Annotated in this window: 21 protein-coding genes; 8 read left to right on the top strand and 13 right to left on the bottom strand. The window is 66.2% G+C overall.

Annotated features, from left to right (window positions below; all coding sequences use genetic code 11):
* Window positions 1-16: 16 nt before the first annotated feature.
* The gene (locus D7S89_RS11395; protein ID WP_121277753.1) at window positions 17-907 is read left to right on the top strand and encodes a class I SAM-dependent methyltransferase; all 891 of its coding nucleotides are present in this window, start codon (window positions 17-19) and stop codon (window positions 905-907) included.
* A gap of 101 nt (window positions 908-1008) precedes the next feature.
* On the opposite strand, the gene glmS is transcribed toward D7S89_RS11395, so the two are convergent.
* The 5 genes from glmS to D7S89_RS11420 all read right to left on the bottom strand — a co-directional run bounded on the left by glmS (window position 1009) and on the right by D7S89_RS11420 (window position 6698).
* Window positions 1009-2826, bottom strand: a complete 1818-nt coding sequence (glmS, locus tag D7S89_RS11400) for a glutamine--fructose-6-phosphate transaminase (isomerizing) (RefSeq protein WP_121277754.1) — start codon at window positions 2824-2826, stop codon at window positions 1009-1011.
* An 81-nt stretch (window positions 2827-2907) separates the two neighbouring features.
* The gene (gene glmU / locus D7S89_RS11405) at window positions 2908-4269 is read right to left on the bottom strand and encodes a bifunctional UDP-N-acetylglucosamine diphosphorylase/glucosamine-1-phosphate N-acetyltransferase GlmU (RefSeq protein WP_121277755.1); all 1362 of its coding nucleotides are present in this window, start codon (window positions 4267-4269) and stop codon (window positions 2908-2910) included.
* Between the two features lie 132 nt (window positions 4270-4401).
* Window positions 4402-5421 (bottom strand): tRNA 2-thiocytidine(32) synthetase TtcA, encoded by a 1020-nt coding sequence (gene ttcA / locus D7S89_RS11410; protein WP_121277756.1) that lies wholly within the window; start codon window positions 5419-5421, stop codon window positions 4402-4404.
* Between the two features lie 2 nt (window positions 5422-5423).
* Window positions 5424-5819, bottom strand: a complete 396-nt coding sequence (locus tag D7S89_RS11415) for a dihydroneopterin aldolase (RefSeq protein ID WP_121277757.1) — start codon at window positions 5817-5819, stop codon at window positions 5424-5426.
* Window positions 5820-5924: 105 nt separating this feature from the next.
* Window positions 5925-6698, bottom strand: a complete 774-nt coding sequence (locus D7S89_RS11420; RefSeq protein ID WP_121277758.1) for an SDR family NAD(P)-dependent oxidoreductase — start codon at window positions 6696-6698, stop codon at window positions 5925-5927.
* A gap of 13 nt (window positions 6699-6711) precedes the next feature.
* Between D7S89_RS11420 and D7S89_RS11425 the strand changes: the two genes are divergently transcribed.
* Window positions 6712-7932 carry a class I SAM-dependent methyltransferase gene (locus D7S89_RS11425; protein WP_121277759.1) on the top strand — a complete coding sequence of 407 codons (1221 nt, stop codon included), beginning with the start codon at window positions 6712-6714 and terminating at the stop codon, window positions 7930-7932.
* A 42-nt stretch (window positions 7933-7974) separates the two neighbouring features.
* Here the strand turns inward: D7S89_RS11425 and D7S89_RS11430 are convergent, their stop codons facing one another.
* The 4 genes from D7S89_RS11430 to D7S89_RS11445 all read right to left on the bottom strand — a co-directional run bounded on the left by D7S89_RS11430 (window position 7975) and on the right by D7S89_RS11445 (window position 12948).
* Complete coding sequence (locus D7S89_RS11430) at window positions 7975-9225, bottom strand: multifunctional CCA addition/repair protein (RefSeq protein ID WP_121277760.1); 1251 nt, start codon at window positions 9223-9225, stop codon at window positions 7975-7977.
* Window positions 9222-9872: a glutathione S-transferase family protein gene (locus D7S89_RS11435; RefSeq protein WP_121277761.1), complete on the bottom strand. Its 651-nt coding sequence runs from the start codon at window positions 9870-9872 to the stop codon at window positions 9222-9224. The genes D7S89_RS11430 and D7S89_RS11435 overlap by 4 nt, the downstream gene beginning before the upstream one ends.
* 69 nt (window positions 9873-9941) lie before the next feature.
* Window positions 9942-10898: a complex I NDUFA9 subunit family protein gene (locus D7S89_RS11440; protein WP_121277939.1), complete on the bottom strand. Its 957-nt coding sequence runs from the start codon at window positions 10896-10898 to the stop codon at window positions 9942-9944.
* An 82-nt stretch (window positions 10899-10980) separates the two neighbouring features.
* Window positions 10981-12948 carry a lytic transglycosylase domain-containing protein gene (locus D7S89_RS11445; RefSeq protein ID WP_121277762.1) on the bottom strand — a complete coding sequence of 656 codons (1968 nt, stop codon included), beginning with the start codon at window positions 12946-12948 and terminating at the stop codon, window positions 10981-10983.
* 20 nt (window positions 12949-12968) lie between these two features.
* Here D7S89_RS11445 and D7S89_RS11450 point away from each other — a divergent pair, with 20 nt between their 5' ends.
* Window positions 12969-13574: a 5-formyltetrahydrofolate cyclo-ligase gene (locus D7S89_RS11450; RefSeq protein WP_121277940.1), complete on the top strand. Its 606-nt coding sequence runs from the start codon at window positions 12969-12971 to the stop codon at window positions 13572-13574.
* A gap of 1 nt (window position 13575) precedes the next feature.
* Here the strand turns inward: D7S89_RS11450 and D7S89_RS11455 are convergent, their stop codons facing one another.
* On the bottom strand, window positions 13576-14088 hold the full coding sequence (locus tag D7S89_RS11455; protein ID WP_121277763.1) for a winged helix DNA-binding protein: 513 nt from the start codon (window positions 14086-14088) through the stop codon (window positions 13576-13578).
* A gap of 190 nt (window positions 14089-14278) precedes the next feature.
* Here D7S89_RS11455 and pxpB point away from each other — a divergent pair, with 190 nt between their 5' ends.
* From pxpB to D7S89_RS11480, 5 genes are all read left to right on the top strand, one after another.
* Complete coding sequence (pxpB, locus tag D7S89_RS11460; RefSeq protein WP_121277764.1) at window positions 14279-14932, top strand: 5-oxoprolinase subunit PxpB; 654 nt, start codon at window positions 14279-14281, stop codon at window positions 14930-14932.
* Window positions 14929-15978, top strand: a complete 1050-nt coding sequence (locus D7S89_RS11465; RefSeq protein ID WP_121277765.1) for a 5-oxoprolinase subunit C family protein — start codon at window positions 14929-14931, stop codon at window positions 15976-15978. The genes pxpB and D7S89_RS11465 overlap by 4 nt, the downstream gene beginning before the upstream one ends.
* A gap of 21 nt (window positions 15979-15999) precedes the next feature.
* A complete protein-coding gene (pxpA, locus tag D7S89_RS11470) occupies window positions 16000-16752 on the top strand; it encodes a 5-oxoprolinase subunit PxpA (protein ID WP_121277766.1) in 753 nt (250 codons plus the stop codon).
* A gap of 294 nt (window positions 16753-17046) precedes the next feature.
* Entirely contained in the window at window positions 17047-17799 is a 753-nt protein-coding gene (locus D7S89_RS11475) for a DUF969 domain-containing protein (RefSeq protein ID WP_121277767.1), read from the top strand.
* Window positions 17796-18752, top strand: coding sequence for a DUF979 domain-containing protein (locus D7S89_RS11480; RefSeq protein WP_121277768.1), 957 nt, complete (start codon window positions 17796-17798; stop codon window positions 18750-18752). Before D7S89_RS11475 ends, D7S89_RS11480 begins: the two co-directional genes overlap by 4 nt.
* A gap of 49 nt (window positions 18753-18801) precedes the next feature.
* On the opposite strand, the gene D7S89_RS11485 is transcribed toward D7S89_RS11480, so the two are convergent.
* From D7S89_RS11485 to D7S89_RS11495, 3 genes are read right to left on the bottom strand one after another with little or no spacing between them, the layout of a single operon-like run.
* Window positions 18802-19989: a TraB/GumN family protein gene (locus D7S89_RS11485; protein ID WP_121277769.1), complete on the bottom strand. Its 1188-nt coding sequence runs from the start codon at window positions 19987-19989 to the stop codon at window positions 18802-18804.
* Complete coding sequence (locus tag D7S89_RS11490; RefSeq protein ID WP_121277770.1) at window positions 19982-20998, bottom strand: peptide ABC transporter ATP-binding protein; 1017 nt, start codon at window positions 20996-20998, stop codon at window positions 19982-19984. The genes D7S89_RS11485 and D7S89_RS11490 overlap by 8 nt, the downstream gene beginning before the upstream one ends.
* Window positions 20995-22002 (bottom strand): ABC transporter ATP-binding protein, encoded by a 1008-nt coding sequence (locus tag D7S89_RS11495; protein WP_121277771.1) that lies wholly within the window; start codon window positions 22000-22002, stop codon window positions 20995-20997. The genes D7S89_RS11490 and D7S89_RS11495 overlap by 4 nt, the downstream gene beginning before the upstream one ends.

A 22002-nucleotide genomic window follows, 5' to 3' on the forward strand; every position in this document is an offset into this window, starting at 1 on the left:
TGCAAAGGAAGACGAGATGAATGCCACATTGCCAACCAATCGTGAGCAGGCCGCGCTTTGGAACGGCCGCTCCGGGCACGCCTGGGTCGACGCTCAGGCGTTGCTCGATCGCATGTTCAAGCCGTTCGAAGACTTGCTCGTCACGGCAGTGCGTGCCATCGACGCGCACCACGTGCTCGACGTGGGGTGCGGCACGGGCAGTACGACGCTCGCTGTGGCGCGGCAGTTGAGTGCAGGCAGCACCTGCACGGGCATCGACGTATCGGATCCGATGCTCGCCGCTGCCCGGGTGCGTGCCGCTCATGAGCCAGAAGCGTCCGCCAAGTTCATTCATGCCGATGCGCAAACGCACGCGTTCGCGCCGGCCGCCTTCGACATGCTCATTTCGCGCTTCGGCGTGATGTTTTTCGACGAGCCGGTCGAGGCCTTCGCGAACCTGCGCCGCGCAGCCCGAGACGATGCCGAGCTGCGCTTTCTCGTCTGGCGCAGCGCCGCAGACAATCCGTTCATGACGACGGCCGAGCACGCCGCGGCGCCGTTGTTGCCGAACCTGCCGGCACGCCGGCCCGGTACACCCGGTCAGTTCTCGTTAGGCGATCGGCAGCGCATCTCGTCGATCCTGGAGAGAAGCGGCTGGGCGGAAACCGGCATCCACCCGATCGACGTCGAATGCGCGCTGCCCGAGCAAGAGCTGGTCGGCTACTTCACGCGGCTCGGCCCGGTTGGCGCGGCGCTGCAAGACGTCGACGAGCGCACGCGCACGCAAGTCATCGAAACGGTCCGTGCCGCCTTCGATCGCTATGTGCAGGGAACGGAAGTCCGCTATACGGCTGCGTGCTGGATGATTCGCGCGCGAGCGCAGGCGACATCGAGCCTGCCGAAGGCGGAAGAGATAAAGCCTGGATGAGCTATCGGAAACAGCGCGCGCTGCCGATGCCGGGCGCGCTGTCGATCGGAGCGGGCGTGGCGGCCGGTTCGTGTCGCACGTAACCGGCCACCGCCCGAACGTCACTCGACCGTGACGGACTTGGCGAGATTACGCGGCTTGTCGACATCGGTGCCGCGCGCGCAGGCCGTGTGATAGGCCAGCAGCTGCAACGGCACGACGTGCAGGATCGGCGAGAGCACGCCGTAATGCTCAGGCATGCGAATCACATGCAGCCCCTCGTCGTTCACGATGCGCGTATCGGCATCGGCGAACACATAGAGCTGACCGCCGCGAGCACGCACTTCCTGAATATTCGACTTGAGCTTCTCGAGCAGCGCGTCGTTCGGCGCGACCGTCACCACCGGCATTGCCTCGGTCACGAGTGCGAGCGGCCCGTGCTTGAGTTCGCCGGCCGGATACGCCTCGGCGTGGATGTACGAGATTTCCTTGAGCTTGAGCGCCCCTTCCATTGCGATCGGATAATGCAGACCGCGGCCCAGGAACAGCGCATTCTCCTTGCGCGAGAACTCTTCCGACCACGCGATGATCTGCGGCTCGAGCGCCAGCACGCTGTTGAGCGCCGCCGGCAGGTGACGCAGCTGCTTCACGTAGTTGGCCTCGGCCGCCTCGTCGACACGGCCGCGCAGCTTGCCCAGCGTCGCCGCCAGCACGAACAGCGCGACGAGCTGTGTCGTGAACGCCTTCGTCGACGCCACGCCGATCTCCCGGCCCGCGTGCGTGAGGAACGCCATGCCGGTCTGACGCACCATCGCGCTCGTGGCCACGTTGCAGATCGCCAGCGTATGGCGATGGCCGAGATCTTGGGCATGCTTGAGCGCCGCGAGCGTGTCGGCCGTCTCGCCCGATTGCGAAATGACCACGACGAGCGCGTTCGGATTCGGCACCGACTCGCGATAGCGATACTCGCTGGCGATTTCGACCTGCGTCGGAATCTTCGCGATCGACTCGAACCAGTACTTGGCCGTAAGGCCCGAATAGAAGCTCGTGCCGCACGCGAGGATCAGCAGGCTGTCGATTTCGCGGAAGGCCTGCGGTGCGGCTTCGCCGAACAGCGTCGCCTCGAACGTGTCGCCCTGCGGGAGCGTGTCGCCGATCGCGCGCGGCTGCTCGAAGATTTCCTTCTGCATGAAGTGGCGATACGGCCCGAGCTCGACGGCGCCGCCGTAAGCCTGCACCGTGCGCACGTCGCGCTGGACGATACGGCCCTCGCGATCGGCGATGCGCACGCCGTCGCGCGTGAGCTCGCACACGTCGCCTTCCTCGAGGAACATGAATCGGTCGGTGCTGCCGGCCAGCGCGAGCGCATCGGAAGCCAGGAAGTTCTCACCTTCGCCGAGCCCGACGACGAGCGGCGAACCCTGACGCGCCCCCACGACCGTATGCGGCTCGTCCTTGTGGACGACTGCGATCGCATAGGCGCCGTGCAGTTGGCCGACGGCCGCGCGCACGGTGTCGTACAGGTTGCCTTGATACAGGCTGTGGATCAGGTGCGCGATGACTTCGGTATCGGTCTGCGAAACGAACGTGTAGCCCTTGCCACGCAGCATCTCGCGCAGTTGCTCGTAGTTCTCGATGATGCCGTTGTGCACGAGCGCCACCGTGTCACACGAGAAGATCGGGTGCGCATTGTCGGTGACGGGCGCACCGTGCGTGGCCCAGCGCGTGTGCGCGATGCCGGTCATGCCTTCCAGATGCGTGTCGCGCACTTGCGCGTCGAGGTCGGCCACGCGGGCCACGCTGCGCGCGCGGCGCGGCTCGCCGCCGGCGATCACGGCGACGCCGCACGAGTCGTAGCCGCGGTACTCGAGGCGCCGCAATCCCTCGATGAGGATGGAAACGATGTTACGTTGCGCAACTGCGCCGACGATGCCGCACATGGAAAATCCTTTGCTGATAATGCGTTCTGACAGTCACCTGGCGCGCGATCGTGACGCGCGCTTCTGGCGTTCATCCGGAGCTCAGCTCTTCTTCTTGGTCGGGCGGACGTAGCCGCTCTTGGTCGTTTGCGTCTTGTCGTTGAGCACGAGCATGTCCTGCGGCACGTCCTTCCAGACGGTCGTGCCCGCCGCGATCGTGACCCCGCGGCCCACGCGCACCGGCGCGACGAGCTGCGTGTCGGAACCGACGAACACGTCGTCCTCGATCACCGTGCGATGCTTGTTCGCGCCGTCGTAATTGCAGGTGATCGTGCCCGCGCCGACGTTCACGCGCTCACCGATGTCGGCATCGCCGATGTAGGTGAGGTGATTGGCCTTCGAACCGCGACCGAGCACGGCGTTCTTCACTTCGACGAAGTTGCCCACGTGCGCTTCATCGGCCAGCGTCGTGCCGGGCCGCAGACGGGCATACGGCCCCAATACGACCTGCGCGCCGACGGTCGCGCTTTCGACATGCGTGAACGGCTCGATGCGCGTGCCCGGGCCGATCGTCGCGTCGCGCAGCACGCAATGCGCGCCGATCGTCACGTTGTCGCCCAGCGTCACATTGCCCTCGAACACGCAATTCACGTCGATCGACACGTCGCGGCCACACGACAGCTTGCCGCGCACGTCGAGCCGCGCCGGGTCGAGCAACGTCACGCCGGCCTCGAGCAGCGAGGTCGCCACATTGCGCTGATGAATGCGCTCGAGCTCGGCCAGCTGCGTCTTGCTGTTCACGCCGAGCGTCTCCCACTCTTCGTCGGGCTGCGCCGTCACGACCTCGAAGCCGGCCTCGATCGCGCGCTCGACCACGTCGGTCAGATAGAACTCACCCTGCGCGTTGTCGTTCTTCAGCGAGCCGAGCCACATCGCCAGCTGTGCCGTCGGCGTGACGACGATGCCCGTGTTGATCTCGGCGATCTTCAGCTGCTCGGGCGTCGCGTCTTTCTGCTCGACGATGCGCACCACGCAGCCGGCCGAATCGCGCACGATGCGGCCGTAGCCGTGCGGATCGTCGAGCGTCACCGTCAGCACGCCATAGCAGCCGTCGGCAGCAGCATCGGTAAGGCGCTTGAGCGTCGAGGCCTTCGTGAGCGGCACGTCGCCGTAGAGCACGAGCGTCGGCTGCGCGGGATCGAGCAGCGGCAGCGCCTGCTGCACAGCGTGCCCGGTGCCGAGCTGCTGCTCCTGCACCGCAAACTGGATATCGGGAGCGCTGACGGCTTGCTGCACGACCTGAGCGCCGTGCCCGACCACGACGACGATGCGCGCAGGCCGCAGCGCACGTGCGGTGTCGATGACGTGGGAAAGCAGGGGGCGGCCCGCAAGCGGATGGAGCACCTTCGGCAACGCGGAGTGCATACGCTTGCCCATGCCTGCGGCCAAAATGACGATGTTCATGGCATCGGCGACGTTTGAATTGAAGTCCGCGATTTTAACACGCGCTCAAAGGCCCAAAGGCCGGCGGACAAGCCCTGCCGGCCTTTCGTTCCGTTCAAGTCTCCCGCTGTCCGCGGGCAGCGCGGCGCGCGCTCAGAGCTCGTCGAACTGGACGATCGAGATCGGCTGCGCGGCCCCCGTGTCGCTGGCCGAAGGCGTAGCGCACGGTTCGTCGTCGAACGCGATGTCGCCAAGCGGATCGGCCTCGCCGGTCGCCCGCAGATTCGCAAACGGAAACAGCTTCGTATCCATCAAGTGCGACGGCACGACATTCGTGAGCGCGGTGAACATGTTGTCGACACGCCCCGGAAAGCGCTTTTCCCATTCACGGATCAGCGCCTTCATTTCCGCACGTTTCAGATTGGGTTGGCTACCGCAGAGATTGCACGGAATGATCGGGAACGCACGCAATTGCGCGTATTTCTCGAGATCCACTTCCTTCACGTAGGCGAGCGGGCGAATCACGATGTTCTTGCCGTCATCCGATTGCAATTTCGGCGGCATGCCCTTGAGCTTGCCGCCGTAGAACAGATTGAGCAGCAATGTCTGCAGGATATCGTCGCGATGGTGGCCAAGCGCGATCTTCGTCGCACCGAGCTCGCCCGCGACGCGATACAGGATGCCGCGCCGCAGCCGCGAGCACAGCGAGCACGTGGTCTTGCCCTCTGGCACGAGGCGCTTGACGATGCTGTAGGTGTCCTGATTTTCGATGTGAAACGGGATGTTCAGGCTGCTCAGGTACTCGGGCAGCACGTGCTCGGGAAAACCGGGCTGCTTCTGATCGAGATTGACGGCAACGATCTCGAAATCGATCGGCGCACGCTCGCGCAGGCGCAGCAGGACGTCGAGCATCGCATAACTGTCCTTGCCCCCCGACATGCAGACCATGACCTTGTCGCCGTGCTCGATCATGTTGTAGTCGCCGATCGCCTGACCGACCTGCCGCGCCAAGCGCTTGAACAGCTTGTTGTTCTCGTAGGCGTCCTTCTGCTCGCGGCGCGTAAGCGCACGCCGCTCGCGGGCCTCCTCGGTCAGCGATGCGTCGGCATGCGCCGCATCGTGATCGGGCTCGTCGGCCGCGCCGGGCAGCACATGGGTTTCGGGCGCGTTCATTCTCAATCCTCTTTGAAGCGAAAGACTTCGACGCCCACGGCGTCGCAATCGGGGTAAGCATCGGGCTTCTCGGTCGACACGGACACGGCGCGCACGAACGGGTGCTCGAGCATCGCGTTGGCCACGTCATCGCAGAGCGTCTCCTGCAGATGGATGTGGCCTTGCGCGACGCGCTTGGCGACCGTCGAGCGCATGATGTCGTAGTCGACCACTTCGCGCAGCTTGTCTTCCAAGGGCGTCGAACAGGCAAACGGAATGAACAGCTCGACGTTGATGATGACGCGCTGTTCGGCACGCTTCTCATAGTCGTGCACACCGATGTTGACGTAGACCTCATAGTTGCGCAGGAACAGCCTGCGGCAATCGGCGAGTCGGGGGTGCAAGAGAGCGGCAACCATGTTCGTTCCAGTCAAAACAAAAAATACGCGGCAAGCGCGCAGCAGGCTCGGCTTGGTGCGCCGGCCGCGCCCGTCATTGCGCGCGCGGCTGACGCATTCGCCTCGTCACCGAGCCGACACCGTCGCATCGCGCGCAAGCGGCTGCAGATGCCGGCCGCCGTCCACCACGAGCGTGGCCCCAGTGACGCCGTTGGCGCCGGCCAGATAGCGCGCCGCCGCGACGACATCTTCAGCAAACGAAGCATAGCCGGCCTCGGGCGGCGCATCGCCGGGCACGAGACCGACCACGCGCACTTTCGGCGCGAGCGAGCGCGCCAGCGCCACCGTCGCCGTTTGCAACGCGGCCTTCGACAGCGAGTACGAAAGACGATCCGGGTTCGGATGGTCGAGCTTCTGATCGAGCATGTTGATGACGACCGCACGCTCGCGCTCGTGCTCGCGCGCCGTCTCGGGCGTCGCATCGTAGAGCGCGCGCGCCAGCACGACCGGTGCAGCCACGTTCACGGCCGTCAGCTTCAGCAGCGTGTCGTACCCGGCATTGTGGACCGAATCCTGGGCGGTGAGCGACGCGTGATTGATCGCGCACACGGGCCGCCCAAGCGCCGCCGTACAAGCGGGCACGAGTTGCTCGGCCTCTCGCTCGATGCCGAGATCGGCTCGCAAGGCCACCGCCCGGCGGCCCAGCGCGCGAATCTGCACGAGCAGGGGCTCGGCGGCGTCAGGCGCGCCGGCGTGGTGCACCGCCACATCCCAGCCCTGTTCGGCAAATCCGAGCGCCAACGCGCGGCCGAGCCCGTGCGTGCCGTCCGTCACGAGGACGATGCGGGCAGGCTCGGCTTGCGTGGTCGCGCGAGGGCGTAGGTCAGGGCTGGCCGTCATTTACAATGCCGGAATGAATCAGAAAGCTCACGAACCCGCTAGTTTACCTGTTCCCGACGCCGATGCGCTCGCGCAATCCGATGGCCTGCTCGCGCGCATTCGCGACGAGATCGCGGCATCCGGCGGCTGGATCGCGTTCGATCGCTACATGGAGCGCGCGCTGTACGAGCCCGGCCTCGGCTACTACAGCGGCGGCGCCCGTAAATTCGGCCGTCGCGCCGAAGACGGCAGCGACTTCATCACCGCGCCCGAGCTTTCACCGTTGTTCGCCACGACGCTGGCCCGCCCGGTCGCACAGGCGCTGGCCGCGAGCGGCACGCGCACGCTGATCGAATTCGGCGCCGGCACCGGCAAGCTCGCCTCTAGCCTCATCCACGCCCTCGACGCGCTGGGTGTGCCGTTCGATCGCTATTTCATCGTCGAACTCTCCGGCGAGCTCCGTGAGCGCCAGCGCGAGACGATCGCGGCGCTGGCCGGCCCGCTCGCCGCGCGCGTCGAGTGGCTCGATGCGCTGCCCCGGCAGTTCGAAGGTGTCGCGCTCGGCAACGAAGTGCTCGATGCCATGCCGGTGCGGCTATTCGCGCGTCGGGCCGGGCACTGGCACGAACGTGGCGTGACGCACGGGCCGGACGGCACGCTCGCCTTCGAAGACCGCCCGTTCGCCGAGGACGGGTCGGCCGGCGCCGCGCAGCAAGCCGCGCTGCTGGCCCGGATCGACGCAGAAGCGGGCCCAGGCTTCGACTATGTGACGGAGACGCACGCGGCCGCTTGCGCGTTCACGCACACGGTCTGCACGATGCTCACGCGCGGCGCGGCGTTCTTCATCGACTACGGCTTTCCGCGCCACGAGTACTACCATCCGCAACGCGCGCAAGGCACGTTGATGTGCCACTACCGCCATCGCGCGCACGACGATCCGTTCCTTTACCCGGGCCTGCAGGACATCACGACACACGTCGAATTCACGGGCATCTTCGAGGCGGGCGTCGAGACCGGCGCCGACCTGCTCGGCTACACCACGCAAGCGCGCTTTCTGATGAACGCCGGCATCACCGATGCCCTGGCCGAACTCGACCCGCTTGACGCAGCACGCTTTCTGCCGGCGGCGAGCGCCGTGCAAAAGCTGCTGTCCGAAGCCGAGATGGGCGAGCTGTTCAAGGTCGTTGCGTTCTCGCGCGGCATCGACGAGACGCTCGATGTATTCGTGCGCGGCGATCGTTCGCACACCTTATGACGACACGAAGGCAAGCCGCGCAGTGTGCGGCTTAAGGGCGGTTCACGCCTCGTCTTTCCCTTCGTCGAGCGCCACGGCCACTGCGGCGATGCGAGCGCGATGCACGGCGTCCTTGATGCGCTCGGGCGTATCGGTCAATGCCTTCGCCACGGCGCCCGCATCGACGGCACGACACGCGGCGAGCGCCACGCGCAGCCGCTCCGCTTGCGGATACGCTTGTGTCTCGAAGCCGAGCCGCCCGCGCGCATCGGCCTCGCAGGCCTGCAACGCTTCGGCGAACCGGGCAGGCTTGCGCAGCGCATCGCTGCGCTCGAACAGACGCACGAGCGCGGCCGCCCCCATCTCCATCACGCGGTGAATGTTGCCGTGTTCGCGCGCGACCAGCACGGCCAGATCACGGCATTCGTTGGGCACGCGCAAGCGCTCGCACAACGGCTTCAGTAGATCGACGCTGCGCATCTCGTGGCCAATATGACGCGGCAACACGTCCGCGGGCGTCGTCGCCTTGCCCAGATCGTGCGCAAGCGCGGCAAAGCGCACGGCCAGCGCATAGTGACGCGCGGCCGCGTAGTCGAGCACCATCATCACATGCACGCCCGTGTCGATCTCGGGATGGTAGTCGGCCCGTTGCGGCACGCCGAACATCGCATCGACCTCGGGCATCACGCGCACGAGCGCGCCACACACGCGCAGCATCTCGAACATGCGTGAAGGCTTGCGCTCCATCAGAGCGCGCGAGATCTCCTGCCACACGCGCTCGGGCACGAGTGCATCGACTTCGCCCGCGGCCACCATCGACTGCATCAACGCCAGCGTCTCGTCAGCCAGGGTGAACTCGTGAAAGCGCGCGGCGAAACGCGCCACGCGCAGAATGCGCACCGGATCTTCGACGAACGCCTCGCCGACATGGCGAAAACGCCGCGAGCGCAAGTCGTCCTGCCCACCGAACGGATCGATGACCGGGCCGCTCAACGCACCGTCGGGCCGCACCTCGCGCGCCATCGCATTGATCGTCAGATCGCGGCGCGCGAGATCCTGCTTGAGCGTCACGTCAGGGGCGTAGTAAAACTGAAAGCCGTGGTAGCCCGCAGCCGTCTTGCGCTCGGTACGCGCGAGCGCGTACTCCTCGTGGGTCTGCGGATGCAGGAACACGGGGAAATCCTTGCCGACCGGACGAAACCCCTGGGCCACCATCTGCTCGGGCGTCGCGCCGACCACGACGTAGTCGCGGTCCGACACGGGCACGCCGAGCAGTTCGTCGCGGATCGCACCACCTACGGCATAAACATTCATACCGCGTCGTCGATGTAAGCGATCCGATGCGTCTCGCGGTGTGCGGCTTCGACCCATTCGCGCACGGCGGGCACAGCCGCCACGCGCTCCATGTAGGCGCGCGTCGTATCGGCAAGCGGCGGCGCGTACGTGAAAAAGCGCATCACGACAGGCGCATACATCGCGTCAGCAATGCCGAACGACGCACCGAACAGGAACGGCCCGCCATAACGCGTGAGGCAGTCGCGCCAGATCGTCTCGATGCGTGCGATGTCGGCCAGCGTGCCCGGCGTCGCGCCCACGCCCGGACGGTGCGCGCGAACGTTCATCGCCATCGACGTGCGCAACTCGCCGAACCCGCCATGCATCTCGCTGGAGATCGCGCGTGCATGCGCGCGGGCTGCCGCATCGCGCGGCCACAGCGCGAGCTCGGGATGACGCTCGGCCAACGTTTCGGCGATCGCGAGCGACTCCCAGATCGCTTCGCCGCCATCGGTGACGAGGCACGGCACTTTGCCGGACTGCGAGTGCGCGCGGATGCGTTCAGTCGTGTCGGGTTGCTGCAGTTCGACCAGCACCTCCTCGAACGGGATGCCCGCGTGCTTCATGAGCACCCAGGGCCGCATCGACCATGAAGAGTAGTTCTTGTCACCGATGATCAGTTTCATGTGCTACCTAAAAAGGGAACGACGTTGGCAAAGGGAACAACTGGAACGCTCGCGCACGATGCGCCGGCGTCATCGCCCGGCTGTCGTGCGAAATCCGCTGAAGCGCGAGGCCAGCGATGCGTTGCCCAGATAGCTGGGCGCGATCGCCTCGACGCTCGCGGGCTCGAGATCGAGCTCGGGTGCGAGCGGCTCGGTCATCACGGCATCGACCGACATCGAGGCCAGATTGTCGCGCGTAATCAGCGGGGCACCCGGCAGCATCTCGAACGCGAGCGCCTGCATGTGCGCGAGCGCATCGGGCAAACGGACGATGCGCGCACGACTGCCGATCGCTTCGCCGCAAAAGCGCACGAGCGCCTCGAGCGTATAGACGGTCGGCCCGCCCAGTTCGTAGAGGCGCCCGTGGGCGGCATCGAGATCGAGCGCATTGACGATCGCCTTCGCGACGTCGCCGACGTACACCGGCTGAAAGCGCGAGTCGGGCTTGGCAAGCGGGACCACGGGGAAGAGCCGCTGCAACAGCGCGAACAGGTTGAGGAAGCGGTCTTCGGGACCGAACACGATGGACGGACGAAAGATCGTCGTCGCGAGCCGCGTGGCTGCGCGCACGGCTTTCTCGCCATCGGCCCTCGAGCGCAGATACATGCTGGGGCCAGCCGGATTGGCGCCCAGCGCGCTCATCTGAATGAGCCGGTGCACGCCTTTGCCCTCGCATGCAGCCGCGATTCTGCCCGGCAACTCGACGTGCACCTTTGCGAAGTCAGGACCGTAGGGCTCGCCGCGCCGGCTATGCAGAATGCCGACGAGATTGACGACGGCATCGGCCCCTTCGACGAAGCGCGCCAGCTCGACCGGATCGAATACGTCGAGCTCGATCACGTCGAGCGGGAGCAGCGTCAGATGGCTCGCATGTTGGCGCCTGCGCGTGGCGACGCGCACGGTCTTGCCGGCTGCGACCAGCGCATTCGCGAGATGACTGCCGATGAAACCCGAACCGCCGATCAGCGCAATGGATTGATGTCGCATCTTCGACTCCCTGAGGGCGGCCGCCGCCACGGCTGCGTGCACCACGCGCCGCGCGCGCCTTGAAGCGGCGCGCGCGGCCGCCTCAGGGCAGGATGTAGCCGAGCCGCGCCTTCAGCGATTGCGGACGGCCTTCGAACAGCGCCGCGTAGTAGACCGTATTGGCCAGCACATTCTTGACGTAGTCGCGAGTCTCGTTGAACGGGATCGACTCCGCGAAGATCGCGCCTTCGACAGGGCGCGGCAAGGCCGCCTGCCACTGACGCGGACGGCCCGGCCCGGCGTTGTAGCCGGCCGTGGCGAGCACGGCGGAACCGTCGAACTGATTGTAGATCATCGCCAGATAGCTAGTGCCGAGCAGGATGTTCGTGTTGATGTCGTTCATCTGCTGGCGCGAAAGCTGACCAAGGCCGATCTTCTTTGCCACCATCTGCGCGGTGCCCGGCATCAGCTGCATGAGGCCGCCCGCGCCGACCTCCGAATGGGCGTCGATGATGAAGCGCGACTCCTGGCGGATGAGCCCGTATGCCCATTCGACATCGAGCCCGCTCGATTGCGCGTCATGCTCGACCACATCGCGGAACGGCGCGAGGTAACGCAGCGAGAAATCATGTTCGTTCTGCGTACGGTCGGCCGTGTTGACCGTGCGGTCGTAGAGCTGGATGCGGCGCGCGTACTCAGCTGCGGCGATCAGCTGGCGGTCGCTCATGTTGCGCAGCGGCCAGTTCCATTCGCGGTTGCCCTCGAGCCGCAGGTTGAGCCCGTAGAAGCGCCGTGCGAGATCGAAGCCGGGCGTATGGCCGGCGGCTTCGACTTCGGCATCGGTCACGCTCGTCTTGGGCGGTACCGCGATCTTGCGGCCCAGCTCTTCGGTGGCGAGCTGACCGTAGAAATCGAAGCCCGACGCGATGCGCTCGAACTCCAGGTTCGCCTGCGCCGTGTCGCCGCCCTGCTTGAGCGCGCGCGCGTGCCAGTAGACCCAGGCCGGCTGATTGCGCAGCGCCGCGGGCATCTGCTCGATCGACCAGCGCACCATCGTCCAGTCGCCCGCCAGCAGCGCCGTGCGCGTGCGCCACATATAAGCCGGATAGGACAACGGCGCGTTGGTCGACAGACGGAACCAGCCTACCGCGCCGGGCACCTGCCGCGCGGCGGCCTGATAACCGACCGTGCCCCAGCCGATCGCGCGCTCGGCCAGCGTCAACGACGGCGCGACCGTAGCGAATGCCGCGCTAGCACCCGCCGCGTCGTTACGCGCCATCATCGTGATCGCGAGCAGCGCCAGCTGATGCGAAGCCGGGTCGGTCTGCACACCGCGCGCCAGCAGCAGCGGCGGCGCACTCGTGGCCTGCTCGAACAACTGCGGATCGGGACGTGCGGCGCCGAGCGCATCGACGAGCTTGCTGCCCGTCGTCGTCGCGCCCTGCTCGTAGGCGAGGCGGATCTGCTGCCAGACGTCTTCGGAAGAGAGCTGCTGACTGGTAGCCAGCGCCGTGATCAGATCGACGCAGCCGTCGCCGTAGTACTTCGGCTCGACGAGCAGCGCGCGGGCGGCATCGGCGACATTCTCGCCGTGCGCGGCGCGCGCCTCGAGCGCATAGCACTTGACCTGCGTATCGTCGTTGAGCACGAAACGCGCGTTCTGCGCCTCGAAATTGCGCCAGTCATGACGAGCACCGAGCACGAGCAGGTAGTCGTTGCGCAAGCGATCGCCGAGCGCCTCGCCGTCATGGCGCTGCAGGAACGACAGCACCGGCGAATCGGGCGCATCGACACGCGCATGGCCGGAGCCGTCGAACAGCTGCGGCTTCAACTGGAAGTACTCGAGGTACGAAGGCGCCGGGTAGTCCGGGATCATGCCGGCGAGCTGGGCCGCACGCGGGGCATCGTTATTGCGCGCGGCTTCGCGCAACTGCACGAAGATCTGATCGTCGCTAAGCGGCGCGGAAGAAGCTGGACGGCGGCCGGCACAGGCGGAGCCGCCCGATACGAGTGCGGCGGCGGCGAGCGCCCAGGCGACCGCGCGATATACTCGAACGAGGCGTTTCGACATCGTGGTTCGTGGAGCAAAAATTGAGCGAAAGCATAGCACGCAACCCCCTCGGAAATTCGAAAGCGGAGCTGCGTAAAGCACTGCTCGCGGCGCGGCGCGCTGCCGCCGCGCAAAGCGAGGCCGGAGCCGCGCTCGGCGAGCGCCTGAGCGAAGTCCTGGCGCGCTATGCGCCGCATACGGTGGGTTTCTACTGGCCGCTCGCGGGCGAGTTCGATGCGCGCGCAACGCTCGCCCACTGGCTTACGCTCGATGCGCGGCGGCAGGCCGCGCTGCCCGTCGTCGCGATGAAGGGCTACGCGCTCGCGTTTCACGCGTGGACACCCGATACGCCGATGCGCGTCGGCCACCATCGCATCCCCGAGCCGGACACCACGCCCGCGGTGGAGCCCGATCTGCTGCTCGTGCCTTGCGTGGGATTCGACCGTGACGGATACCGGCTCGGCTACGGCGGCGGCTATTACGACCGCACGCTCGCCGCCTGGCCCGGCGCCTCAAAGCCCGTCACGATCGGCATCGCATACGAAGCGTGCCGCGTGGCCGCGCTGCCGCGCGAATTGCACGACATGCCGCTCGATGCGGTCGTCACCGAAGCAGGCCTTCACGTGGGTGTGGACGGGTCGTCCTGACTCAAAGCGACGCCGCTGCGCGCGCGGCCGTATCGTAAAGACCGGACGCGTTGCGCATCAGCTGCGCGGCCTCGCCGATCTGCTCGTTGGCGAGCCCGCTCTCCTTGAGGGCCGCGATCAGGCAGCTCTCACGCACCTCGCGATACTTGGCGCACAGCTCGCGGCCTGCCGGGGTAGCCGAGAAGAACACTTCCTTGCCGGTCTTTTCGCTTTTTACATACCCTCTAGTCACGAGCTTTTTCAGCGCGTAGGTCGCGACGTGCGTGTCTTCGATATTGAGCACGAAACAGATATCGGCAAGCTTCTTCTTGCGCTCACGATGGCTCACATGATGAAGCAGCGAGACTTCGATGGCGGTCATGTCCTTCGCGCCGGCGGCGGACATGCAGCGCACCATCCAGCGATTGAACGCATTGCTCGCCATGATGAGCCCGTACTCGAACTCGGATAGTTCCACGCTCGTTTCCGAGACGAGATGTTCAGACGACACGATCTTGGTCGGATGACGCGACATGACGGCAGTTTGAGCAGGCAGTGATCAGCGGTGCCGGCAGTGTATGCCGGCCAGACGGTATTGTAAGCCTAGCAAAAACGCTTATTGGTAAAATGTCGATAATTTATCGATAATGCAACCTCCCGACATGGTGGCCGCTGCACGGCGCTGCGTGCCACCGACGCGGCGGACGCCGCTCTGGACTTAACCGATGAGCCAGCCTCGAATCTATCCGTTCGGCGATACCGCATTGGTCTGCGAAGCGCCGCCGCCGGCGACCCTCGCCTGCCAGGAGCGCGTATGGGCCGTGACCGACGCGGCGCGCAAGTGGCCGCACGTCCTCGAGGTCGTGCCCGGGATGAACAACCTGACGATCGTCTTCGACCCGCTCGCGGCCGATGCCCAGGCGCTCGCAGCCGAGCTTGCGCTCGCCTGGGAGCGGGCCGCCGATGCGCAGATGGCCGCGCGCGAAGTCGAGATTCCCGTGCGCTACGGCGGCGAGTACGGCCCGGACCTCGGGGCCGTCGCCGAACATACGGGGCTGTCCATCGACGAAGTCGTCAAGCGCCATGCAGGCGCCGAGTACATCGTGTTCTTTCTCGGCTTTCAGCCCGGCTTCGCCTATCTGGGCGGGCTCGACGCGTCGCTGCACACACCGCGGCGCGCGGTGCCTCGTCTCGAGGTGCCGGCCGGCACGGTCGGTATCGGCGGCGTTCAGACGGGCATCTATCCGGCCGCCTCGCCAGGCGGCTGGCAGCTGATCGGTCGCACGGCGCTCTCGCTGTTCGACCCGGCCGGCACACCGCCCACCTTGCTTCAACCAGGCGACCGGGTGCGCTTTGTCGTCGAGGGGATCGAGCGATGATCGAGATTGTTCGCGCAGGGCTGCTGACTTCCGTGCAGGACCTCGGCCGGCCCGGTTACCGGCACCTCGGCATCGCCACGGGCGGCGTGCTCGACACGATCGCGCTCGAGGTCGGCAATCGGCTCGTCGGCAATGCTGCGCAGGCTGCGGCGATCGAAGTGACGCTCGGGCCCGTCGTCCTGCGCTTTGCGCGCGCGACGCGCGTCGCGATCACCGGTGCGGAATACGGTGCGACGCTCGACGGCGAACCCGTGCCCGCCTGGTGGAGCCTGCCCGTCGCAGCAGGACAGGAACTGGTCTTGCATACGGCCAAGCGCGGCATGCGCGCCTATGTGTGCATACGCGGCGGCATCGACGTGCTGCCGATGCTGGGCTCGCGCAGCACCGATCTCGGCGCGCGCTTCGGCGGGCTCGCCGGCCGCATGTTGCGCGACGGCGACCGGCTCGCCATCGGCACCACGAACGCGAAGCTCGGTGCGGGCATCCCCTTCGATGCGCCGAAGTTCGGCGTCAAGGCCCCGGAATGGTGCCGCTTCGCCTCGGTGGCGCACGAGCCCGTGCGCCGGGGCAAGCATGCGGCGGGCAGTGAGCGCGCGATGTCGATTCGCGTGCTGCGTGGCCCCGAATACGACAGCTTCACGGATACCGCGCGCGAAACGTTCTGGTCGGATGAATGGCGAGTGACGACGCACAGCAACCGGATGGGCTATCGTCTAGCCGGAACGGCGCTCGCGCGCAGCGAGCAAATCGATTTGCTCTCGCACGCGGTATTGCCCGGTACCATCCAGGTTCCCCCGAACGGGCAGCCGATCGTGCTGATGAGCGATGCGCAGACAACCGGAGGCTATCCGCGCATCGGCGCCGTCATTCGCGCGGACCTCTGGAAGCTCGCGCAAGTCAGATTGAACGGCAACATCCGCTTTGTGCCGACCACACGGGAAGAAGCGCTCTTCGCCCTCGGCGAGGAGCAGGCGTATCTGCGACAGATCGACGTCGCGATCGCCATGCATGAAGAGCGGCTGCAACGCTCCGCGCGCGCCGCTTGAGCAGTTTTATATGAGGTAGTCATGGATATCGATTTGAATGCCGATCTCGGCGAAGGTGGCGACTCCGACGAGGCGCTGCTCGACCTCGTCAGCTCGGCGAATATCGCGTGCGGTTGGCATGCGGGTGGCGCCAACGCGATGCGCGACTGCGTGCGAATGGCCGTGCAAAAGGGCGTGGCGATCGGCGCGCATCCGAGTTTTCACGACCCGGATAACTTCGGCCGCAAGGAAATGGACCTGCCGGCCGACGACATCTACGCAGGCATTCTCTATCAGCTCGGCGCGCTGTCCGCCATCGCGCAGGCCGAAGGCGGCCGCGTCGCCCATCTGAAGCCGCACGGCGCGCTGTACAACCAGGCTGCGCGCGACCCGGCCATCGCCGAGGCCGTCGTCTCGGCCGTGCACGACTTCGACCCGTCGCTGGCCGTGTTCGGCCTTGCCAATAGCAGTTTCATCGACATGGCGCGCCACGCCGGACTCGTGGCTATCGAAGAAGGCTTCGCCGATCGCGGCTATCGCGCCGACGGCTCGCTCGTGCCGCGCAGCGATCCGGGCGCGCTGATTCATTCCGAAGACGAAATGCTGGCGCACGTGCTGTCGATGGTGCGCGACCGGCGCGTGCGTGCCGTGACCGGCGAATGGGTGCCGCTGAATGTGCGCACGCTATGCCTGCACGGCGACGGGCCCCATGCGCTGGCGTTCGCGCGCCGGCTGCGCAGCGCGCTCGAGGCCCAAGGCGTGGACGTACATGCCGCCTCGACCTTACGCACGTGAACGACGTTTAGGTGTCCGATCGAGCTCACGCGACGATTAGCGATAAAAGACAGACGATAGACGACAGAAAAGTACGGTAGCGCCCCGCATGGGCCGCGGGGCATCGACGGAAGCAAGACGAGCGGCCGGATCGACCAAGAGCCGCAGGCAGCGAACGCAGGAAAAGGCAACACGAGCAATACGGGCAGTACAGGCCGTGCGGGCAACATTTGCCGCACCGCCGAAGTACACCGCGCGAACACGCAGCAAGACGCAGTACGCGGTGCATTCGACATCCGTGTTTGGAGACCATCCATGCAAACCAGCCTATGGCCCCTCGTCGGAGTGGCTGTGATCCTCGTCGGCTTCGTGCTGCGTTTCAATCCGATGCTGATCGTCGCGAGCGCGGCGATCGTCACGTCGATTGCCGCACACTTTCCGCCTGAAAAGATGCTCGCTGCGATCGGTGCGGGCTTTCTGAAAACGCGCAACATTCCGCTCATCATCCTGCTGCCGCTCGCCGTGATCGGCCTGTCCGAGCGGCATGGTCTGCGCGAGCGCGCCCAGATGTGGATCGGGAACATCAAGGCCGCCACCGCGGGGCGCCTGCTGATCGTCTATCTGCTCGTGCGCGAGCTCACGGCCGCAGTGGGGCTCACCGGGCTCGGCGGTCATCCGCAAATGGTGCGCCCGCTGCTGGCGCCGATGGCCGAAGGTGCGACTCAGGCGCGCTACGGCCGTATCAGCGATGCCGTGCGCTATCGGCTGCGCGCCTTCGCGGCCGCCACCGACAACGTCGGGCTCTTCTTCGGTGAAGACATCTTCGTCGCCTTTGGGGCGATCGTGCTGATGGTCACGTTCCTGAAGGAGGCCGGTATCACTGTCGAGCCGATGCGCGTGGCCGTATGGGGCATGCCGACGGCACTCTGCGCGTTCGTGATTCACGCCACGCGCCTGCACCTGCTCGATCGGCAACTCGAGAAAACGCTGCGCGATTGCCCTCGGGCCGAAGCGGCCGAACCGCAAGCATCCCACTCGTCGCCCGACGCTGCCGGAGAACAAGCATGACGCTTTTGTTGACCCATCTGTTCTGGCTCGTCGGCGTGGTCCTGCTGGTCGTCGGCGGCATGATCCTCACCGACAAGTCGCACCCGCGACGCTTGAGCGCAGGCGGCTTCTGGATCCTCTATGCGCTGGTCTTCCTGATCGGCGACTGGCTGCCCGTGCAAGTCGTCGGCGCGCTCGTGATCGTGATGGCGCTGATCGCAGGCTTCGGGGGCGTGACGGGCGGCAAGTCCGACATGCCGTCGGACGAAGTGCGGCGCGCGAACGCCAAGCGAATCGGCAACAAGCTGTTCGTGCCGGCGCTCACGATTCCATTCGTAACCGTCGTCGTCACGCTCGCAGCCAGTCATTTGAGTGCGGGCGGCAAGCCGCTCATCGATCCGAAGAACGTCACGCTCGTGGGCTTCGGCATCGGCTGTGTGGTCGCGCTCGCGGCGGCGTGTTATGTGACGCGCGATTCCGTCGGCCAGTCGATGAAGGAAACGCGGCGGCTCATCGATGCGCTCTCGTGGGCGGCCGTGCTGCCGCAAATGCTCGGCATGCTCGGACTCGTCTTCTCCGATGCGGGTGTCGGCAAGGCCGTCGCGCACGTGACGACGGCCTACATCAGCCTCGACTATCGGTTCGTCGCGGTGGCCGTCTATTGCATCGGCATGGCGCTGTTCACGATGGTGATGGGCAACGGCTTTGCTGCGTTCCCCGTGATGACGGGCGGCATCGGCGTGCCGATTCTCGTGAACGTCTTTCACGGCAATCCGGCCGTGATGGTGGCAATCGGCATGTTCTCGGGCTACTGCGGCACCTTGATGACGCCGATGGCCGCGAACTTCAACATGGTGCCGGCGGCCCTGCTCGAACTGCCCGACAGGAACGCGGTCATCAAGGCACAGGCGCCGACGGGCGTGCTGCTGCTCATCGTCAACATCGTGCTGTTGAACTTCCTGATGTTCAGATGAACTGAGCCGCCTCGGCAACTGCCGCGCACGCGTTCAACCGTTCAAACGCTCAATTGGCCTCGACCACGAACCCGTGCGTGCGCAACAACGCCAGCACCCCCTTCGGCCCGCCCAGATGCAGCGCGCCGATCGCGACGAACACGGGCCGATTCGGCGCCGCAATCAGCAGCATGCGCGCCGTGAAGCGCCGGTTGCGGTCGTAGACGATGCGGTTATCGAGCGCGCGCGCCGTCCACTCGGTGCGCGCGAGCCGCTCCGATTTCGCCGTCGCCCAGGCCGCGATCGCATCGGCATCGCCCGCGCGCCAAAGCCGGTGCAGCTCCTTCACGTCGGCCACATTCTGCGCCGGCGTCTGCTCCAGATCCTGTGCCAGCATCTCGCGCTGCTCGGCCAACGTCAGGTTCGTGAACGCACGCATCTGCTCGGCCAGCGTCTCGAGCCCGACCACCTTGCCGCGCGTGCGGAAATAGACGTTCTGCAACTGCGCCTCGGTACCGTACTCCGTTTGCAGTCCCGCGTTCAGCGAGTCGTAGGTTTCGACGAGCAGCGCAGCGAGCCACGGACGCGTCTTCTTGATTTCCTCGAGCGCAGCCGGGTTGTTCTGCAAACGTGCGGCGAGCTTGCGCCACAGCGGGTCGGGCAACAATCGCGGCAAGCATGCGTACGAGCACACGCCGTACCTCGACACATCGTCCTGCGACTCGATGAGGTCGTCCGGCGACAGCTCGAGCGCGAGTGTCGGCGAGGCCGCGAGCGCGGCGAGGATGGGCCGGCGAAACGGTGCGTTGGGCGGATAGTCGGACGGGTCGCCGATGTGCAGCGTGCCGAGCACGTAGATCGTCGTCGTGCCCTTGGTCGCCGTGTAGAACGGCATGTGCGCAGGCGCTGCGCGCACGACGCCGCTAACGCTCGTGTCCGAGTTCGGCGGTGGGCTATGAAAACCGGGAATCGTCGCGCGCGGCGGTGTCGGCGCAACAGGTTGAGCGGGGGTGGCAGGCGAGGCCTGCGCGGCAAGATTGGCACGCGCCGGCAAGCGCGCTTGCGGCAGCGGCGTGCCGCCCGGGCTGCCCGCCGCATGCGCAGCCACGATCGGCCCATGCGCAGGCGAGCCCAGCGTGGCGGCAACGAACAGCACGAGCACGCGTGCGAATCCGCGCGCGCGCCGCGCGAAGGGGGCGAGAGAGCCACCTTCGCACGAGCGGCGCGTTTCGTCACGCGCCGCCCGCGCTTCAGGCATCCGCTTCCCCCACCCCCTCGGCGCGGTGACACGCTACCTGGCGTCCATCGACCTCACGCAGCTTCGGCTCCTCGACCCGGCAACGCTCGACCGCATACGGGCAACGTTGATGGAACGTGCAGCCCGACGGCGGATTGAGCGGCGAGGGCAATTCGCCTTGCAGCTTGATCTGGATGCGCCGCTCCGACTCGAAGATGGCCGGCGTCGCCGACATCAGCGAGCGCGTATACGGATGGCGCGGCCGCTGGAAGATCGTCTTCTTGTCGCCGAGCTCGGCCACGCCGCCGAAGTACATCACCATGACGTCGTCGGCGATGTGCTCGACGACCGAGAGGTTGTGCGAAATGAACACGTAGCTCGTCTTGAACTGCTCCTGCAGATCCATGAAGAGGTTCAGGATCTGCGCCTGGATCGACACGTCGAGCGCCGAGACGGGCTCGTCGGCCACGACGATGCGCGGCTCCAGAATCATCGCGCGCGCGATCGCCACGCGCTGACGCTGGCCGCCCGAGAACATATGCGGATAGCGCTTCGCGTGCTCGGGCCGCAGGCCGACCGTGCGCATCATGTGCGCGATGCGTTCGGTGCGTTCCGTCGCGCTCATCGGCGTGTTGATGGTGAGCGGCTCGGCCAGCGTCTGCTCGACGGTCTTGCGCGGATTGAGCGACGCGAACGGATTCTGGAACACCATCTGCACGCGCCGACGCAGCGATGCAATCTGCTCGTGACTGGCGCCGGCTACGTCCTCGCCTTCGATCAGCAGCCGCCCGGAGGTCGGCGGCTCGATCATCGTCAGTTGCCGGGCCAGCGTCGACTTGCCGCAACCGGACTCGCCGACCACCGCCAGCGTCTTGCCACGCGTCAGCGAGAACGACACGCCGTTCAGCGCCTTCACGACGCCGCGGCCGAACATGCCGCGCCGCACGTCGTAGTGCTTGGTCAGGCCGTCGGCAACGAGCACGTCGTCGTCATGCTGCGGCGCGCGCGGCGCTTGGGGTACTGCATTCATCGTGCGCCTCCGTGCGGGGTCGTGCTCGAGTGAGTCGAATCGAGATTGAGCGGCTTGATGCAACGCGCACGCATGCTTTCATGAGCCGGATCGAGTTGCGCGAGCGCAGGCCGGGCCTTCTTGCAGTCGTCGACGGCATACTTGCAGCGCGGCTCGAACAAGCACCCCTTGGGCCGGTCATCGCGTCCCGGGACCATGCCCGGCAGCGCGGAGAGGCGCTTGGCGTCGCGATTGTGCTCGGGGATCGCCGCGAGCAATGCTTCGGTATACGGATGATGCGGATGCGCGAAGATGTCGGGCACGCGATTCGTCTCGATGACTTCGCCCGCGTACATCACCGCCACACGCTGCGCCACCTGCGACACGACGGCCAGATCGTGCGAGATCAGCACGAGCGCCATGCCGCGCTCCTTCTGCAGCTTCACGAGCAGATCCATGATCTGTGCCTGGATCGTCACGTCAAGCGCCGTCGTCGGTTCGTCGGCGATCAGAAGCTTCGGGTTGCAGGCGACGGCCATCGCGATCATCACGCGCTGGTTCATGCCGCCCGACATCTGATGCGGGAACGCCGTGATGCGGTTCTTCGCATCGGGGATGCCGACCTGATCGAGCAGCTCGAGCGCGCGCTTTTCGAGCGCCGCGCCGCGCAGGCCTTCATGCAGCTTCAGCACTTCCTTGATTTGATAGCCGACGGTGTAGCTCGGGTTCAGGCTCGTCAACGCGTCCTGGAACACCATTGCGATGTCCTTGCCGATGATTTTGCGCCGCGCCTTCGGCGACGCACGCAGCAAGTCCTTGCCGTCGAACGTGATCTCGTCGGCGGTCACGATGCCGGGCGCGTCGATGAGGCCCATCAGCGCCATCATCGTGACGCTCTTGCCCGAGCCCGACTCGCCGACGACGCCGACGACCTCGCCCGGTGCGACGGTCAGGTTCACGCCGTCCACGGCGGGTGCGGCGCCGAAGTTCACCGCCAGATTGCGGATGGTCAGAAGATTCGTCAT

The sequence above is a fragment of the Trinickia fusca genome, from assembly GCF_003628145.1.
In the GTDB taxonomy this organism is placed as follows: domain Bacteria; phylum Pseudomonadota; class Gammaproteobacteria; order Burkholderiales; family Burkholderiaceae; genus Trinickia; species Trinickia fusca.